Source organism: Paraburkholderia sp. PREW-6R, assembly GCF_039621805.1.
In the GTDB taxonomy this organism is placed as follows: Bacteria; Pseudomonadota; Gammaproteobacteria; order Burkholderiales; family Burkholderiaceae; genus Paraburkholderia.
This window is the reverse complement of the sequence record NZ_CP155074.1, coordinates 635068-650378: the sequence shown is the minus strand read 5'-3', so window position 1 is coordinate 650378 and position 15311 is coordinate 635068. Positions and strand designations below refer to the sequence as shown.

Below are 15311 nucleotides of genomic sequence, written 5' to 3'. Positions count from 1 at the left end.
CCTGGCTAAGCACGAAAGCGCAGATGCATTGCTGAACAAAATCGTTCTCGTACTGGACCCAGGTCCGTAGGATCGGTCTGAACCCGTATGACGACCGATTCTGCCCATGGCGATATATCTCGACGACGCACAACGCCAGTCCCTCGCACGGCTGGCAAGCAGCTGGACCTGGCGCACGCAATGGCCGACCTGGGCGCTCATCATCACGATCTACGGCGGATGGTTCTGCGTCGCCACGCATGCACGCGAGCTAGGCCTGCCCGTCACGACGCTGCTCCTCGCGTTGCTCGGTGCGTGGTACATGTCGCTCCAGCACGAGTTGCTGCATGGCCACCCCACGCGCTTTCCGTTCGTGAACGCGCTCGTCGGTTTCGCACCGCTTGCCGTGTGGTTTCCGTACGGCATCTATCGGGAGTCGCATCTGCAGCATCATGACGATGCGCATCTCACACACCCGGAGCGCGACCCCGAAAGCTACTTCGTGAGCCACATCGCGTGGCAAAACGCTGGGCGCGGCATCCGGGCATTGCTGGTGGTGCGCAACGCGTTCATTGGCCGCCTGCTGCTCGGACCGGCTTTCGCGATTGCAGCGACTGGCGCGCAGGCGCTGCGCAGGCTCGCTCGCGGCGACCGGCACGACGTGCCGGTGTGGCTCGCGCATTGTGCCGCGCTGACCGCGCTCACGGCATGGCTGCAGCGTTGCTGCGGCATCCCGGCGTGGGCGTTTATCGTCGGCGCGGGATATGGAGCGCTCGCCGTGGGATCGATCCGCTCGTTTCACGAGCATCGCGTGGCGGACGCGCCTCAGCATCGCACGGTCATCAATGAAGCGGCGTGGTTCTGGCGTTTGCTGTTTCTGAACAACAACTACCACGCGGTTCATCACGATCTTCCGCATGTGCCGTGGTTCGCGCTTCGTAAGGTGTATGAAATGTCGCGCCAGCGCTATATCGAGCGCTCGGGCAATTTTCTGGTCAAAGGCTACAGCGAGTGGCTCGGCCGCCATGCGCTCGTGCCCGTCGCGCATCCGCTTCACGGCAAGCTGGCCGACGCGGTCCCGGGCCATTCGCCTGCTGCCGCGAAGCCACAATGGGCCCGCGCGAGCTGATCGAAAACGCCCGGGCCATAGCGCCCCGTTCGTCATTCCCGTCTTTCGCGCTTACATCCCGACCTGGGCGATGAATCGCAGAGCGTGTCCACCACATCGCAGTGGTCCTTCCAGCGCGGTGCCTTTTTCGTTTGGCGCGAGCATTACCGTGCAGGCTACGTTCGTCAACTGACCTTTGTCGTTCGGCAGAGGGAGCGCGCTATAAGTGATCGTCAGTCCATTCCCTTAAGTTCGCGCACCGGCCGCCGTTACCAAAGGGATGATGAAATTTTTCGACAAGGCACTGGCCGACGAGATTGGCTACGGCGCCGCAACGCTGGTTGCGGCGGCAGCGCAGGAGCTATACACGCTGCACGTAGAAGCGAATGCCATGCGAAGAGCCGCAGGCTTACCCAGCTTCGAAGAAGAGGAGGAAGCGGAGCAGGCACGTCTTGCATCCGCATCGGCTGCGTCGCATCAGGAAGACGAGAACAGCAGCACGGACGACGAAGATCAGTAACTCACTGCCCGCCTTTTCGCGTGCCGGCCACGCGTCGCGATGGCCGACACCATGCTAACCGGCCGACGCAGACGGCGCGGGCGCTTAAGTCCTCACCTTGTCCGCCTCACGGCGACGCTCCGCTAACGTATTGCCCGGCGACGGCTCGCAGACTTCAGCGGGTGTCGTGGACAGGCGCAGGTAGGCCGCGGCAAGCCGTCGCAATTCCTCCTCCGTCGCATCCTCGATCCCGATCAGACGGTTGCTCGCCGCGCGATGCGACGACAACAATTCGTTGAGCTTCAGATGCAGCGCCACGCTGTCCTTATTCTGGCTTTGCTGGATCAGAAACACCATCAGAAAAGTGACGATGGTCGTGCCCGTGTTGATCACGAGTTGCCAGCCGTCCGAATAGTGAAAGATCGGTCCTGTCACGACCCATGCGATCACAGTGAGCACGGCGAGGCAGAACGCCGCTGGCGAGCCCGCCCAACGGGTCACGAGGCTCGCGAATTTGTCGAAAAGACGGGTGAGCGGATGGGTGCCCGCATACGCGGGACTGGCGGTATCTGGAACGGCGTCGAGTTCGTCGGTCGAAGAGCGCGGCGTATCGGAATGGTTCATGGTCGGCTCCGGAGCTATCGACCATACCAAGCAAATCGCATGCCAATCTTGCTCACCGGCGCGGACGTCGCTCTGCACGGGCTTTCAGCCTCGCGTAGTACACGGTGACTCGGAATTTAGCGTGTTTCGCCTGTTGCGGCGATGAGGCAGGCGGCGGTCAGGTCGCTTGCCATTTGTTACCTGACCCAGGTAATTTTGTTATCGCTTCCAACCGCGCGGTTTCCCGCTTCAACTGTGAACGTCGACTGACTGGACCGACCGCGCGAACCTTGCAAACTTATTTCGCCGGACGCCGGCCCCCGTACGTGATGCGCCACCGGCCCTGTCTAACGCGGCGTAGTGGAAGCGCGGCTCATTCTGGCGGCAAACGGCGCGCGTCCTTCAGTGATCCGCAGCGACAATAACCGCAGGGTCTGCGAGATCAACGCGAGCGGATAGATCGCTTTCAACAGATCGGTAATCATCCGCCACTCCGCGCGAACGCCTTGCCAATAGCCCAACTTTTCGGTTTTACGCGCTTGCGTGACATGAGGCCAATGGATGACCGCGATCCGCAGACGGCGTTCGATAATCCGCCGGTTCATGAACACTTCGATTCCAAAACGCGGCAGCCTTTGAATGTCAGCAAGGACAGTTTCGAGAAGCGTCTTGCGGACCACCCGTTCACCGGATACGAAGTCGATTCCGAGCGCACGAAAAATCAGCAGACTGTTTTGCCGCAAACTCATGCTGACTTCCGCCCGGCCGCTGAGTACGGGCGCGGCTAGCGCACTGAGATTGTCAGGGCTCAGGCCCTTGAGGTCGGCGTCGAGTAGCATCAGAAACTCGCATTGCGCAGCGGCGATGCCGTCGGCAATCGCCAGACTCTTGCCGCCATTCGTCGCCCGTTCGATGAGCCGCACCGAAGGGAACTGTCTCACGACCTCTGCGGTGTTATCGGTAGAGCCGTCGTCGACAACGATGAGCTCCGCAAGCATGGGATGTGCCGCCGCCACCTTCAATACCGCAGCGATTCTGGGCGCTTCGTCGTACGCGCACACAATGCATGAAATGCGGGGAGCGTGTTCATTGCGAGAGCTTGCGTTAGCCACCGTCATGCGCCGCCTTATTCCCAACCGCTTCGAGCAACGCGTTACGCAATGCGGCGTAGTCCACGGGTTTGACGAAGTGCATGTCGAATCCGGCTTCGAGTGCCTCGTGACGATCGGACTCCTGGCCCCACCCCGTCACCGCGATAATCACGATCTGGCCGCCCCAAGGCTGCCTGCGTATCGTGCGTGCGACTTCGTAGCCATTCATTCCCGGCATGCCGATGTCGAGCAGCAGCGCATCCGGCCGTGTCCGTTCGGCAAGATCGATGCCGTGCTGTCCGTCATATGCGACATTGGTTGTGAATCCTGACGAATTGAGGACCGCGGCCAGCGCATCGGCGGCGTCTTCATTGTCATCCACGACGAGTACACTCACCGTCTCCGCCACCACGTGCGGCTGCGCAGCCGGCGGCGGCACACCTTCCGCCGTCGCGGCCTGAGCCAGCATGAGCGAGACGCTAAATTCGCTGCCAGCGCCGAGGCCGTCGCTCGTGCAGCGAATCTCACCGCCGTGCATGTCGACAATCTGCCGCGCCAGCGTCAGCCCGATCCCGAGCCCTTCCTTTTGCCGCCCTGCGACCGGCTCGACCTGAGCGAACATGTCGAAAATACGGCCGATGCTCTCCGGCGCAAGACCAATGCCCCAATCCTTGACCCGTACTTCGACGGTTGCGGCGTGTCGTTGGATCGTCACCTGAATGGGCGCGCGCAGCGGCGAATATTTCGACGCGTTATTGAGCAGGTTGGAGAACACCTGTACGAGCCGCTGGAAGTCACCCATGACGAACGTCGGCGTGCGAGCCGAATTCACGGTGACGCGATTTCCGCGCCGATCCAACGTGGCGCGCACCGCTTCGATCGCACTTTGAATGATCTTGTTGATGTCGCTGGTGGACATCTGCAACTGCAGCACGCCACGCTCGAGGCGACCCACATCCAGCAGATCGTCGACCATTCTGACCACGTGCTTCATCTGACGCTCGGCCATGGCAAGCAGTTCGTCCTGCCCGACCGGCGACGACGGTGAACCGATTGCGTGCAATGCGCTGCGTACTGCGGCAAGCGGGTTGCGTAATTCATGCGAGAGCACCGAAATGAATTCCGTCTTGCGCCGGTCGCTCGCCTTGATTTCCTCTTCCCACAAGGTACGCGCGGTGACATTGTGCAGCGCCAGCACCGCGCCCGTCGTCGTTCCCGTGGTGTCGCGAATCAGCGACGCGTCCTGTTCGACATAAAGCGTCGCGCCGCCCGGTTTGCGCATCTGGACCGGATCGTGACTGTCGATCCGGTGGCCGCCGGTGATGGCCTGCACGGCCGCGCACAGGAGCCGTTCGCCCGCAGGCGAGCGCAGGTCCAGCACCGAATCCACGTGCGCACCGATTCCATGCGCGCTGGAGACGTCGGTCATGTGTTCCGCTGCAGGGTTCATCAGCTTGATCATGCCGTTTTCGTCGGTCACGATCAATGCGTCGCCGATGCTCGACACCACCGTTTCGAGCAGCGAGAGTGTCGCGCCGATCCTCGCTGCCGCATCGTTCTGCGTGATGAGCACGCGGCGTGTCGCCTTGACGAGCGTCACGAGCATGGCCGCCGCGATCACCGACGCAATGAGCCCGGCGGCCACGGAAAGATCCCTGACGGCGACCGCACTCTGCGCCCGCTGTGTCAGACCATCGCGCGCGCTGGACTCCATGGAAAAGACAACATTGCGCGCTTCCTCCATCAGCGCCTGATTGTTGACCACGCTCTTCACCGCGACGGCCGGCGATATGCCGCCCTGCGTGCGCGCCTGAAGGCTCGCGTCCATCCCGGCTTCCTTCGTCGCGATGAGGTCGCGAAGCACGCTATAACGCTGCCGTTGCACGTCGTTGTCGTCAAAGCGATGGCTGAGTTCGCTGACCTGTTGATTCAGCTCGCGCGTCGCTTCCCTGTAAGGTTCGAGGTAGCGCGTCTCGCCGGTCAGCACGTAGCTCTGCTGATCCGTCTCCTGCTCCAGACAGAGTGACAGAAGCCGCTCCAACCGGGTTTGAAGGTCATAGATACGATCGATTGCAGCCTCGCTGCGATACAGCCAGATCGTGCCGCCAGCGCCAATCGCCGCCGACGCGACCAGCAGCGCGCAACCGAGATACGCGCCATAGCGCCACACAACACGCAGGAGAACGTGCGCACGCAGCAGTGAGGCTACAGGCGTATAAGGACTCATGGTGGGCATGCGCAAAAAGACCTCCTGGTGATTCGCAGCCACGAGACACCACGATCCCGTGAGCAAAGGTAAAACGTGATGCGCGACACGGACCGGTCATGGACGCCCGGAAACCTGGCGCAAACGTTTTCCTACTTGCAGCGCCTTTGCATATTAGCGGGCGCGCCTGTCGGGGAGAACAGGGAAAGTGCCTACCGTGTGCACTAGCGTTGCAAGGCGGCCGCGTGACACGCACGGTCACGAAACCTTCATCAGCGCGCGTGTCGGTCAAATGAAAGCACCGCATGCGGACATCACAGTAACGGCAGCGTGGACCGGATGTGCTCCGCGAATGCCTTGATCAGATGAGAAGGACGCCCGCGCTCGAACTTGAGCGTAATGCCAATGGCAGGCAGCGGCGGCAGCAACGGATCGCCATTCAGGATCGCCAGGTCCGCCGGCGCGGCAGTCTGCGTAATGACGGCAAACGCTTGCCCCGAGCGCACCAGCGCAGTGAGCCCTGCCAGGCTGCTGCTTGCATACGCGATCCGATAGGGCCGGCCTGCGCGTTGCAGCGCTTCGCAGGCCGCCACGTGATCGAGCGTGTCCGCGTCGGAGACCGCCAGTGGCAGCGGATCGAAGTGCGCGGATTCCAGGCCGGGATAGCCGACCCACACGAGCGGCTCCGTCCGGATGATGTCGTCGCTTGCGTTGTTTTCCGGCAGTGAAATCATCGCGAGATCCAGCGCGCGCATGTCCAGTTGTTCGAGCAGCCGCGGTGTTGGCGCGCAGCTGACTTCCACGAGCGCCTGCGGATGTTGACTCGAAAACTGCCGCAGCAGATGCGGCAGGAACACGGCGGCATAGTCGTCCGGGCAACCGAAACGGATGGTGCCCGACAGCCCTTTGCCGGACAGATCGGCCATTGCTTCGTCATGCAGACGCAGAATGCGTTGCGCGTGCACGAGCAGCCGTTCGCCGGGATTGGTCAGCACCACGCCGCGCCCCGTGCGCTGGAACAGCGTCTGGTCGACGATCTCTTCGAGCCGCTTCATCTGCTGGCTGAGCGCCGATTGCGTGCGGCCGATCCGGGCAGCCGCGCGGCTGAGCGCCTTCACTTCGGCGACGACGGCAAACGAGCGCAGCAAATCGATTTCCAGAGAAAGACTCAAGGTATAAGCCCCGCTACTATCTTCGATAAGGACTATTCGATTCCATGAAACCACGGCGCTGTCTAGACTGCAAGCTAATCCGACTTTTCATCCATGGAGGAACGCCGTGTCCCGCAACGACGATGCAACCTTCTGGCGCCACGCCCGCCAGCACCTGATCCGATATGGCGGCACCTTCGAGCCGATGATCGTCGAGCGCGCGCAAGGCAGCTTTGTCCATGATGCCGACGGCCGGGCGATTCTCGATTTCACCTCCGGGCAGATGAGCGCTGTGCTCGGGCATAGCCATCCGGACATCGTTTCGGTCATCAATGAATACGCGGGCAAGCTCGACCACCTTTTCAGCGGGATGCTGTCACGGCCCGTGGTCGATCTCGCCACCCGTCTCGCCGGCATCACGCCGGCCGGACTGGATCGGGCGCTGCTGCTCAGCACCGGCGCGGAGTCGAACGAAGCCGCCATACGCATGGCGAAGCTGGTGACGGGCAAATACGAGATCGTCGGCTTCGCGCAATCGTGGCATGGCATGACGGGCAACGCGGCATCCGCCACTTACAGCGCGGGTCGCAAAGGCGTGGGTCCGGCTGCGGTCGGCTCGTTCGCGATTCCCGCACCGTTCGCATACCGGCCGCGCTTCGAGCGCCATGGCGCTTACGACTATCTTGCGGAACTGGACTATGCGTTCGATCTGATCGACCGCCAGTCGAGCGGCAATCTCGCTGCTTTCATTGCGGAGCCGATCCTAAGCTCCGGCGGCATCATCGAGCTGCCTGAGGGCTACATGGCCGCGTTGAAGCGCAAATGCGAAGAGCGCGGCATGCTGCTGATTCTCGACGAAGCGCAAACCGGCGTCGGGCGCACCGGCACGATGTTCGCCTGCCAGCGAGACGGCGTCACGCCCGACATTCTCACGCTCTCGAAGACGCTGGGTGCAGGTCTGCCGCTGGCGGCGGTCGTCACCTCCGCGCAGATCGAGGAACGGGCGCACGAAATGGGCTATCTGTTCTATACGACGCACGTGTCCGATCCGCTTCCCGCAGCCGTCGGCCTGCGAGTTCTCGACGTGGTCGAGCGCGACGGTCTGGTCGAGCGTGCGAACGTAATGGGCGAGCGGCTGCGGCGCGGTTTGACGACGCTGATGGAACGGCACGCGTGCATCGGCGACATTCGCGGACGCGGACTGCTTCTGGGTATGGAGATCGTCAAGGACCGCAGCACGAAAGAGCCGGCGGACGGTCTGGGTGCAAAGATCACGCGCGAATGCATGAACCTCGGACTGAGCATGAATATCGTGCAGTTGCCGGGCATGGGCGGCGTGTTCCGGATTGCGCCGCCGTTGACCGTCAGCGAGGAGGAAATTGACCTGGGGCTGGACCTGCTCGGCAAAGCGATCGAACGCTCGGTCTGAAACCTGCGGACGTGCGCGTCCACGTGGACCGTCGAGGCAAGCCGGTCACCGGCCAGTCGGTCACGCTAACCGGATAGCCCGCCCGGAAAATGCGCCAACTCGTTGCGAATGCCGGTTCCCACACATACCCGAAACTTACGTCTTGTCATCCTGACGACTTGGACGAGTGGCGGGAGAGGACGATGACAGTCTATGTGGATGAGGGTTTCAGGCCCTGCGTAACGGAGTGCGCAACAGTCGCGTTCCGCGTGTACTGCGACGAACGCGCGCAGATTTTCGAGGTCAGCGCGGACGCGCTCGTCGCCTATTGCGGCGCCGCGAGCAAGCGCAAACAGGACCTGCTGGTTGCGTTCGAGGGCGCGCAACTGGACATTCTCTCGGTGGCCGCAAGCAGGTGGACCGTCCGGCCCACCGAACCCGTACGGCTTGACCTCGACGCGTTCCGGACCGTGTTGCATTAGGTATGACAGAATCCAGTCATGACCTGGATCGCTGCCCTGCCGATGTACGAAGTGACGCCCGCGCTAGCGTACGAATGGCGCGCGTGGCTCGCCGATGTCCTGGCCCGCGTCGAACCGGCGTGCCGCATCGTCGAGGTGAGTGAGGAACTGCACGGCTTCTGGCGTCGCCCCGATCTGCTGTTGTCACAAACTTGCGGCTACCCATTGATGCACGGCCTGCGCGAGCAGGTTCAGCTGGTCGCGACCCCGCGTTTTCACGCGCACGGCTGCGAGGGCGCGGACTATTCGAGCGTACTCGTGACACGCGCCGATGCGCCGTTCGACACGCTGGCCTCGTGCCGCGGCGCGCGCGCGGCCTGCAATCAGGACGACTCGAATAGCGGCATGAACGTCTTTCGCCACGCAGTCGCGCCGCTCGCGCACGGCGAACCCTTTTTTGCGAGTGTGCTGCAAACCGGTTCCCACGTCGGCTCGTTGCGAGCGGTCGCGGACAATCAAGCGGACGTGGCCGCGATCGACTGTGTGACGTTCGCCTTCGTTTGCGACGCGTTGCCGGACCTGGCGCGCAGGGTTCGCCGCATCGGCATGACGGCGGCTTCGCCCGGTCTCCCGCTGATTGCCGCTTCAACCGTGCCGCAAGCCACGATCGACGCGCTGCGCGTCGCGCTCGACGAAGCCGTCGATGCCCAACCGGAACGCGCCCGGCGTTTGCGCCTGCTCGGCTTTTCCAGGCTTGCGCTCAGCGACTATGCGCGGATCGTGGAACTCGAAAACGACGCGCGCGCGATGGGCTACGCACGCCTCGTCTAACGTGAAGCCTTGCCTGACCACTGGCGTAACTACCGCTGGATCAGCAACCGCTTTGTCGTTGCCTGACTGCGATTTCGCGGCGGGTCACGGCTGCTTCACTTCGAGCACGAGCAGCTGCGCACCGTCTGCGACCTGATCGCCGACTGCATACAGTACCTCTGACACCGTGCCGGCGGAAGGCGCGCCAATCGTATGCTCCATCTTCATCGCTTCCATCACGATGAGCGGCGTACCCTTCTCGACAACCGCGCCCGGCTCGACCAGTACCGCGATCACTTTGCCGGGCATCGGCGCAGTCAGACGGCCCTCGCCGCCCTCGGCGTCGGCGGCATGCGCGAGCAGATTCTGCCATTCGAATGCCAGCGCTTCACCCAGCACGAACACATGAAACGTATCGCCGTCGATGAATACGGTGCCGGTCACCCGCGCATCGTCGATCGTCGCACGGTATTCGTGCGGGCGCTCGCCCTTCGACCACGCGAAACCTTCGCGCGCGCCGTCATGCTCCAGCGTTTGCGTGGCGCCGTCGCGTGCAAACGTGACGGTAAAGGGCGTGTCGTTTGCGACATCGCTCCAGCCGAGCGTTTGCGTATAGCCGCCATTCAGACGCCAGTGCGACAACGCATCCCACGGCGACGCGCCGTGCGCGGTGCCGCCTTCACGCGCGAGCAACGCAGCGCAGGCGAGAGCGAGCGCCTCCTTGAACGGCTTTCGCACCGGTGCGAATAACGCGTCGTGATGACGCTCGATCAGGCCCGTGTCGAGATCGCCGGTGGCAAACGGCTCGCTTGTCACGATGCGCTGCAGGAACTCGACGTTGGTGTGCGGACCGACCACTTCGCACGCACGCAACGCCCTGTTCAGACGCGCGAGCGCCTCTTCACGCGTGGCACCATGCACGATCAGCTTCGCAATCATCGGATCGTAAAACGGCGTAATAGTGTCGCCTTCACGCACGCCGCTGTCGATGCGCACGGATGCTTTACGCCCCGGCTCGCCGATCGAGAACTCGACGCCCTGCGGCATACGCAAGTGCCTCAGCGTACCCGTTGACGGCAGAAACCCGCGCGCTGGATGTTCGGCATAAATGCGCGCCTCGATCGCGTGCCCGTCGATTCTCAGTTGTTCCTGTGTGAGCGGCAAAGGTTCGTTCGACGCCACGCGCAGCTGCCACTCCACCAGGTCCTGCCCCGTCACCATTTCAGTGACCGGATGCTCGACCTGAAGGCGCGTGTTCATTTCCATGAAATAGAACTCGCCTGCGGGCGTCATGATGAATTCGACCGTGCCCGCGCCGACGTAATTCACCGCCCGGGCGGCCGCAACGGCCGCCTCGCCCATCTCGCGCTTGATTCCGGCCGACAAACCGGGCGCAGGCGCCTCTTCGAGCACTTTCTGGTGGCGCCGCTGCACGGAGCAGTCGCGATCGAACAGGTACACCGCGCCGCCATGACGGTCCGCGAATACCTGCACTTCGACGTGACGCGGACGCGTCAGATACTTTTCGATCAGCACGCGATCGTTGCCGAAACTGCTGGCCGCTTCACGTTTGCACGACGCAAGCGCCGCAGCGAAATCTTCGCTGCGTTCGACGACGCGCATGCCCTTGCCGCCGCCGCCCGCGCTCGCCTTGAGCAGCACCGGATAACCGATCGCGTCCGCTTCGCGATGCAGCAACTGGGGGTCCTGATCGTCACCGTGATAGCCCGGCACGAGCGGCACGGCGGCCGCATGCATCAGCGCCTTGGCGGCCGCTTTCGAACCCATCGCGGCGATCGCTTCGACCGGCGGCCCGATGAAAACGATGCCGGCGGCCTCGCAAGCCTCTGCGAACGCTTCGTTCTCCGACAGAAAACCATAGCCCGGATGCACGGCCTGCGCACCGGTTGCGAGTGCGGCGGCGACGATGCGCTCCGCGCGCAGGTAGCTTTCCGCCGCCGTCGCGCCGCCAATGTGTACCGCTTCGTCGCACGCGGCAACGTGTTTTGCGTTGGCGTCCGCATCGGAATAGACGGCCACGCTCGCGATGCCAAGCCGCTTGCAGGTCGCGGCGACCCGACACGCAATCTCACCGCGGTTGGCAATCAGGATCTTGTTGAACATGAAGTGTCTCGATGGTTTGCCCGCGATGTGACCATATCGGGGACGTTGTTCTATTGGAGGCCTACCGGCGCCTCGATGGATTGCCCGCTAGCTGACCGGCATCAGACACGCCATGTGGGCGAGCGCTTGTCGAGGAACGACGCCACGCCTTCGCGGCCTTCCGCGCTGGCACGGGTGCGTGCGATGCGCGCCGCCGTCTCTTCGATGAGCGCCGCGTTTAGCTCGCGGCCCGCGACGTCCTGCACGAGCTGCTTGCACGCGCGCACCGCCTGCGGACCATTCGCGCACAACGCGTCGGCGATCTGCCGCACAGTCGCATCGAGCTGTTCCGCGCTCACCATTTCGCTGACAAGGCCGAGACGGAACGCCGTCGCGCAGTCGAACTGTTCTGCAGTAGTGAAATAGCGGCGCGACGCCTGTTCGCCCAATGCGCGAATCACATACGGCGCGATGGTCGCCGGAATCAGTCCGAGGCGCGCTTCCGACAGGCAGAAGCGTGCGCCCTCGACGGCCACGACGATATCGCACACCGAAATCAGCCCCATGCCGCCCGCGTAGGCGTCGCCGCTCACACGTGCGATCACCGGCTTGTTGCAGCGATAAATCGCCGACAGCATGTCCGCAAGACGCATGGCATCGGCGCGGTTCTCGTCATCCGAGTAACCGGCCATCTTCTTCATCCAGTTCAGGTCGGCGCCCGCGCAGAACGCCTTGCCGTTAGCGGCGAGCACCACCGCGCGCGTGTCGTCGCGATCGTTGAGCGCAGTGAAGGCCGACGTCAGCTCCGCGATCATCGTTTCATTGAACGCGTTGCGCACGTCCGGCCGATTCAGCGTGACCGTGGCGATCTGCCCGGCGAACTGCACATCCAGCGTGTCGTATTGCATGCCTGCCGCTCCCGCGAATTAAGATTGACGCTGCGTCACATTCTGAACACACCGAAACGCGTGTCTTCGATCGGCGCATTCATCGCCGCCGACAAACCCAGACCGAGCACGTCGCGCGTTTGCGCCGGATCGATCACACCGTCGTCCCACAAACGCGCGCTTGCGTAGTAAGGGTGGCCCTGATGTTCGTACTGGTCGCGAATCGGCTGTTTGAACGCTTCCTCTTCTTCCGCGCTCCACGCGCCGCCTTTGCTTTCGATACCGTCGCGCTTCACCGTGGCCAGCACCGAAGCCGCCTGTTCACCGCCCATGACCGAAATGCGCGCGTTCGGCCACATCCACAGAAAGCGCGGCGAATACGCGCGGCCGCACATCCCGTAGTTGCCCGCACCGAACGAGCCGCCGATGATTACCGTGAACTTCGGCACTTTCGCCGTGGCCACGGCTGTCACCATCTTTGCGCCATTTCGCGCAATCCCTTCGTTTTCATACTTGCGGCCCACCATGAAGCCGGTAATGTTCTGCAGGAACACGAGCGGGATCTTCCGCTGGCAGCACAGTTCGATGAAGTGCGCACCCTTGAGCGCGGACTCCGAAAAAAGAATGCCGTTGTTCGCGATGATGCCGACCGGGTGTCCCCAGATATGCGCAAAGCCACAGACGAGCGTTGTGCCATAACGGACCTTGAATTCGTCGAACGCGGAGTCGTCGACAATACGCGCGATCACTTCGCGAATATCGAACGGCTTGCGCGTGTCGACAGGAATCACGCCGTATATGCTGCCGACGTCGTAGCGTGGCGGCTTCGGTTCCTGCAATGCAACCGGCACCTGTTTCGTGCGATTCAGATTACCGACGATGCTGCGCGCAATCGCCAGCGCATGCGGATCGTTCTGCGCAAGATGATCGACCACGCCTGACAGCCGCGTATGCACGTCGCCGCCGCCCAGGTCTTCCGCGCTGACCACTTCGCCGGTAGCCGCTTTGACGAGCGGCGGGCCGCCCAGAAAAATGGTCCCCTGATTCCTGACGATGATCGACTCGTCGCTCATCGCAGGCACATACGCGCCGCCGGCCGTACACGAACCCATGACGACGGCGATCTGCGGAATGCCGGCTGCGGACAGGTTCGCCTGATTGTAGAAAATGCGCCCGAAGTGATCGCGGTCGGGAAAAACGTCGTCCTGGTTCGGCAGATTCGCACCGCCCGAATCGACCAGGTACACACACGGCAGATGATTTTCCGCGGCGATTTCCTGCGCGCGTACGTGCTTCTTGACGGTGACCGGATAGTACGTGCCGCCCTTCACGGTCGCGTCATTGCAGACGATCACGCACTCCTGTCCCGCGATCCTTCCGATTCCGGTGATCACGCCCGCGCCCGGTGCGTCGTCGTTATACATGCCGTATGCGGCGAGTTGCGAGAACTCGAGAAACGGCGTGCCCGGGTCGAGCAGTTGCGCGATGCGCTCGCGCGGCAACAACTTGCCCCGCCCGGTGTGTTTGTCGCGCGCCGCCTGCCCACCGCCCAGCGAGAGTTTCTCCACTTTGGCGCGCAGGTCGGCGACGAGCGCTTCGAGCGCCGCCGCGTTGGCGCGGAAGTCGTCGGAGCGCGGATTCAGCTTTGATTCGATGATCGGCATTGCGTGGCTTCTCCAGTTCGCCGCTCTTGTAGGTGCTGTGCTAAACCGCGTTCAGGCCGTCTCTGCAAACAGTTCGCGCCCAATCAGCATGCGGCGAATTTCACTTGTGCCCGCGCCGATTTCATAGAGCTTCGCATCGCGCCACAAACGCCCCACCGGATATTCGTTGATATAGCCGTTGCCGCCGAGAATCTGGATGGCCTCACCGGCCATCCACGTGGCTTTCTCGGCGGTGTAGAGAATCACGCCCGCGCAGTCTTTGCGCACCTGGCGCACGTGTTCCTTGCCGAGCGTGTCGAGCTGACGCCCCACTGCATAGAGATACGCGCGGCACGCCTGCAACGTGGTGTACAGATCGGCCACCTTGCCCTGAATCAGCTGGAATTCGCCGATCGGCTGACCGAACTGCTTGCGGTCATGGATGTACGGCACGACCGCGTCCATCACCGCGACCATGATCCCGGTCGGGCCGCCCGCGAGCACGGCGCGCTCGTAGTCGAGGCCGCTCATCAGCACCTTTGCGCCGCCGTTCAACTGGCCGAGGATGTTTTCTTCCGGCACTTCGACGTCCTGAAACACGAGTTCGCCGGTATGCGAGCCGCGCATGCCGAGCTTGTCGAGTTTCTGCGCGACGGAGAAACCCTTCATGCCCTTTTCGACGATAAACGCGGTAATGCCGCGCGAACTGGCTTCGGGATCGGTCTTCGCATAGACGACCAGCGTGTCGCAATCCGGGCCATTGGTGATCCACATCTTTGTGCCGTTGAGCACGTAATGGTCGCCTCGCTTCTCCGCGCGCAGTTTCATGCTGACCACGTCGGAGCCCGCGTTGGGCTCGCTCATCGCGAGTGCGCCGACGTGCTCGCCGGACACGAGTTTGGGCAGGTACTTGCGCTTCTGCGCCTCGGTGCCGTTGCGGTGAATCTGGTTCACACATAGATTCGAGTGCGCGCCATACGAAAGCCCGACCGAAGCCGACGCGCGCGAGATCTCTTCCATCGCGATCATGTGCGCTGTGTAGCCCATGTTTGCGCCGCCGTATTCTTCCGACACCGTCATGCCGAGCACACCCAGGTCGCCGAATTTGCGCCACAGGTCCATTGGAAACTGGTCCGTGCGATCGATTTCCGCGGCGCGCGGAGCGATTTCTTTGGCAGCGAATCCCGCGATGCTGTCGCGCAGCATTTCAATTTCTTCGCCAAGCGGGAATTGCAGACCGGGCAGGTTGCTCATTGCGGTGTCTCCTGGAGTAAGCGCAAAACGTTCAAGCCGCATTTCACGCGAGATTTCCGTAAGCGTCAATAGGTAATTTTGAGTATCACTCAGAAACGTTTGACGCAG

13 protein-coding genes are annotated in these 15311 nt (G+C 62.7%); 5 read left to right on the top strand and 8 right to left on the bottom strand.

The genetic code is table 11. From position 1 onward, the window contains the following. Positions 1-106: 106 nt before the first annotated feature. Together AAGS40_RS18175 and AAGS40_RS18170 are read left to right on the top strand one after the other, a co-directional pair. Entirely contained in the window at positions 107-1108 is a 1002-nt protein-coding gene (locus AAGS40_RS18175) for a fatty acid desaturase (protein ID WP_345816165.1), read from the top strand. Positions 1109-1367: 259 nt separating this feature from the next. Further along, a complete protein-coding gene (locus tag AAGS40_RS18170; RefSeq protein WP_345816164.1) occupies positions 1368-1607 on the top strand; it encodes a hypothetical protein in 240 nt (79 codons plus the stop codon). An 84-nt stretch (positions 1608-1691) separates the two neighbouring features. Here the strand turns inward: AAGS40_RS18170 and AAGS40_RS18165 are convergent, their stop codons facing one another. From AAGS40_RS18165 to AAGS40_RS18150, 4 genes are all read right to left on the bottom strand, one after another. Further along, positions 1692-2210, bottom strand: coding sequence for a low affinity iron permease family protein (locus tag AAGS40_RS18165; protein WP_345816163.1), 519 nt, complete (start codon positions 2208-2210; stop codon positions 1692-1694). A gap of 326 nt (positions 2211-2536) precedes the next feature. Then, positions 2537-3307: a glycosyltransferase family 2 protein gene (locus AAGS40_RS18160; protein WP_345816162.1), complete on the bottom strand. Its 771-nt coding sequence runs from the start codon at positions 3305-3307 to the stop codon at positions 2537-2539. Next, positions 3294-5516, bottom strand: coding sequence for a response regulator (locus tag AAGS40_RS18155; protein WP_345816161.1), 2223 nt, complete (start codon positions 5514-5516; stop codon positions 3294-3296). Before AAGS40_RS18155 ends, AAGS40_RS18160 begins: the two co-directional genes overlap by 14 nt. A gap of 284 nt (positions 5517-5800) precedes the next feature. Then, on the bottom strand, positions 5801-6658 hold the full coding sequence (locus AAGS40_RS18150) for a LysR substrate-binding domain-containing protein (protein ID WP_345816160.1): 858 nt from the start codon (positions 6656-6658) through the stop codon (positions 5801-5803). Between the two features lie 106 nt (positions 6659-6764). Here AAGS40_RS18150 and AAGS40_RS18145 point away from each other — a divergent pair, with 106 nt between their 5' ends. The 3 genes from AAGS40_RS18145 to AAGS40_RS18135 all read left to right on the top strand — a co-directional run bounded on the left by AAGS40_RS18145 (position 6765) and on the right by AAGS40_RS18135 (position 9337). Beyond that, positions 6765-8066: an aspartate aminotransferase family protein gene (locus AAGS40_RS18145; RefSeq protein WP_345816159.1), complete on the top strand. Its 1302-nt coding sequence runs from the start codon at positions 6765-6767 to the stop codon at positions 8064-8066. Positions 8067-8248: 182 nt separating this feature from the next. Further along, positions 8249-8527: a DUF1488 family protein gene (locus AAGS40_RS18140; RefSeq protein WP_345816158.1), complete on the top strand. Its 279-nt coding sequence runs from the start codon at positions 8249-8251 to the stop codon at positions 8525-8527. 18 nt (positions 8528-8545) lie between these two features. After that, positions 8546-9337, top strand: coding sequence for a PhnD/SsuA/transferrin family substrate-binding protein (locus tag AAGS40_RS18135; RefSeq protein WP_345816157.1), 792 nt, complete (start codon positions 8546-8548; stop codon positions 9335-9337). Between the two features lie 84 nt (positions 9338-9421). Here AAGS40_RS18135 and AAGS40_RS18130 read toward each other — a convergent pair whose 3' ends face one another. The 4 genes from AAGS40_RS18130 to AAGS40_RS18115 form a co-directional block, all read right to left on the bottom strand. Then, complete coding sequence (locus AAGS40_RS18130) at positions 9422-11440, bottom strand: acetyl/propionyl/methylcrotonyl-CoA carboxylase subunit alpha (RefSeq protein ID WP_345816156.1); 2019 nt, start codon at positions 11438-11440, stop codon at positions 9422-9424. 101 nt (positions 11441-11541) lie between these two features. Then, positions 11542-12327, bottom strand: coding sequence for an enoyl-CoA hydratase/isomerase family protein (locus AAGS40_RS18125; protein WP_345816155.1), 786 nt, complete (start codon positions 12325-12327; stop codon positions 11542-11544). Between the two features lie 35 nt (positions 12328-12362). After that, positions 12363-13970, bottom strand: coding sequence for a carboxyl transferase domain-containing protein (locus AAGS40_RS18120; protein WP_345816154.1), 1608 nt, complete (start codon positions 13968-13970; stop codon positions 12363-12365). 51 nt (positions 13971-14021) lie between these two features. Continuing rightward, positions 14022-15203, bottom strand: coding sequence for an isovaleryl-CoA dehydrogenase (locus AAGS40_RS18115; protein WP_345816153.1), 1182 nt, complete (start codon positions 15201-15203; stop codon positions 14022-14024). Positions 15204-15311: the final 108 nt, after the last annotated feature.

Bases quoted from the DNA above. Each gene is read 5' to 3' on its own strand.
- AAGS40_RS18175 (WP_345816165.1), top strand. From the start codon at position 107: ATGGCGATATATCTCGACGACGCACAACGCCAGTCCCTCGCACGGCTG.
- AAGS40_RS18170 (WP_345816164.1), top strand. From the start codon at position 1,368: ATGATGAAATTTTTCGACAAGGCACTGGCCGACGAGATTGGCTACGGC.
- AAGS40_RS18165 (WP_345816163.1), bottom strand. From the start codon at position 2,210: ATGAACCATTCCGATACGCCGCGCTCTTCGACCGACGAACTCGACGCC.
- AAGS40_RS18160 (WP_345816162.1), bottom strand. From the start codon at position 3,307: ATGACGGTGGCTAACGCAAGCTCTCGCAATGAACACGCTCCCCGCATT.
- AAGS40_RS18155 (WP_345816161.1), bottom strand. From the start codon at position 5,516: ATGCCCACCATGAGTCCTTATACGCCTGTAGCCTCACTGCTGCGTGCG.
- AAGS40_RS18140 (WP_345816158.1), top strand. From the start codon at position 8,249: ATGACAGTCTATGTGGATGAGGGTTTCAGGCCCTGCGTAACGGAGTGC.
- AAGS40_RS18135 (WP_345816157.1), top strand. From the start codon at position 8,546: ATGACCTGGATCGCTGCCCTGCCGATGTACGAAGTGACGCCCGCGCTA.
- AAGS40_RS18130 (WP_345816156.1), bottom strand. From the start codon at position 11,440: ATGTTCAACAAGATCCTGATTGCCAACCGCGGTGAGATTGCGTGTCGG.
- AAGS40_RS18125 (WP_345816155.1), bottom strand. From the start codon at position 12,327: ATGCAATACGACACGCTGGATGTGCAGTTCGCCGGGCAGATCGCCACG.
- AAGS40_RS18120 (WP_345816154.1), bottom strand. From the start codon at position 13,970: ATGCCGATCATCGAATCAAAGCTGAATCCGCGCTCCGACGACTTCCGC.
- AAGS40_RS18115 (WP_345816153.1), bottom strand. From the start codon at position 15,203: ATGAGCAACCTGCCCGGTCTGCAATTCCCGCTTGGCGAAGAAATTGAA.